This window comes from Streptomyces apricus (assembly GCF_008369065.1).
Taxonomy (GTDB): Bacteria; Actinomycetota; Actinomycetes; order Streptomycetales; family Streptomycetaceae; genus Streptomyces; species Streptomyces apricus.
On record NZ_VDFC01000250.1, the window covers coordinates 1 to 951 of the forward strand.

Here is a 951-nt window from a genome sequence, read left to right on the forward strand (position 1 = left end):
CCCTCAGCCACCCCCACCCCCGGAGGGACCCCGTGATCAGGCACACCACCGACCGGCACGTCTCCTGGATCACCCTCGACCGGCCCGAGGCCATGAACGCCCTCGCCCCCGAACACCGCGACCACCTCATCCACCTCCTGGAGCAGGCGTCGGAAGACGCCACCMCCCGCGCCGTCGTGCTCACGGCAACCGGCCGCGGCTTCTGCGCCGGCGCCGACCTCCGCGGCGCCCCGCCCACCACGGCCCGCGCCCCCGGAGACGTCGCCCGCCTCATCAGGACCGGCGCCCACCGCCTCGTCACCGCGGTCCTGGACTGCGAGAAACCGGTCGTCGCGGCCGTGAACGGCACCGCGGCCGGCCTCGGCGCCCACCTCGCCTACGCCTGCGACCTCGTCCTGGCCGCCGAATCGGCCCGGTTCATCGAGGTGTTCGTCCGCCGCGGCCTCGTCCCGGACGGCGCCGGCGCCTACCTCCTGCCCCGCCTGATCGGCCCGCAGCGGGCGAAGGAGCTGATGTTCCTCGGGGACGCCCTGACCGCCGCGGACGCCCACCGCCTCGGCCTGGTCAACCGCGTCGTACCGGACGGCGAGCTGGAGAAGACGGCCCGCGCCTGGGCCGAACGCCTCGCCGCCGGCCCCACCCGCTCCCTCGCCCTCACCAAGCAGCTCGTGAACGCCTCCCTGGACTCCGACCGCGCCGCCGCCCTCACCGCCGAGGCGAACGCCCAGGAACTCAACATGACGACCCAGGACGCCACCGAGGGCGTGACGGCCTACGCCGAACGCCGTACTCCGCGCTTCGAGGGCCGCTGAACAACGGCCCGTACCCTCCCCGCCACCCTTCCGGTCTGACACACCGTCAGGTTCAATGGAACCGTGATGGGACACGCAGCAATGGCCGCGACAGCCGTCCGCTACCTGAGGACGGCGGGCGGCCCGGCCCCGGCGGGAC

Annotated in this window: 1 protein-coding gene; it reads left to right on the forward strand. The window is 74.4% G+C overall.

The genetic code is table 11. From position 1 onward, the window contains the following. Positions 1-32: 32 nt before the first annotated feature. A complete protein-coding gene (locus tag FGF04_RS39505) occupies positions 33-812 on the forward strand; it encodes an enoyl-CoA hydratase/isomerase family protein (RefSeq protein ID WP_149516206.1) in 780 nt (259 codons plus the stop codon). Positions 813-951 lie beyond the last annotated feature (139 nt).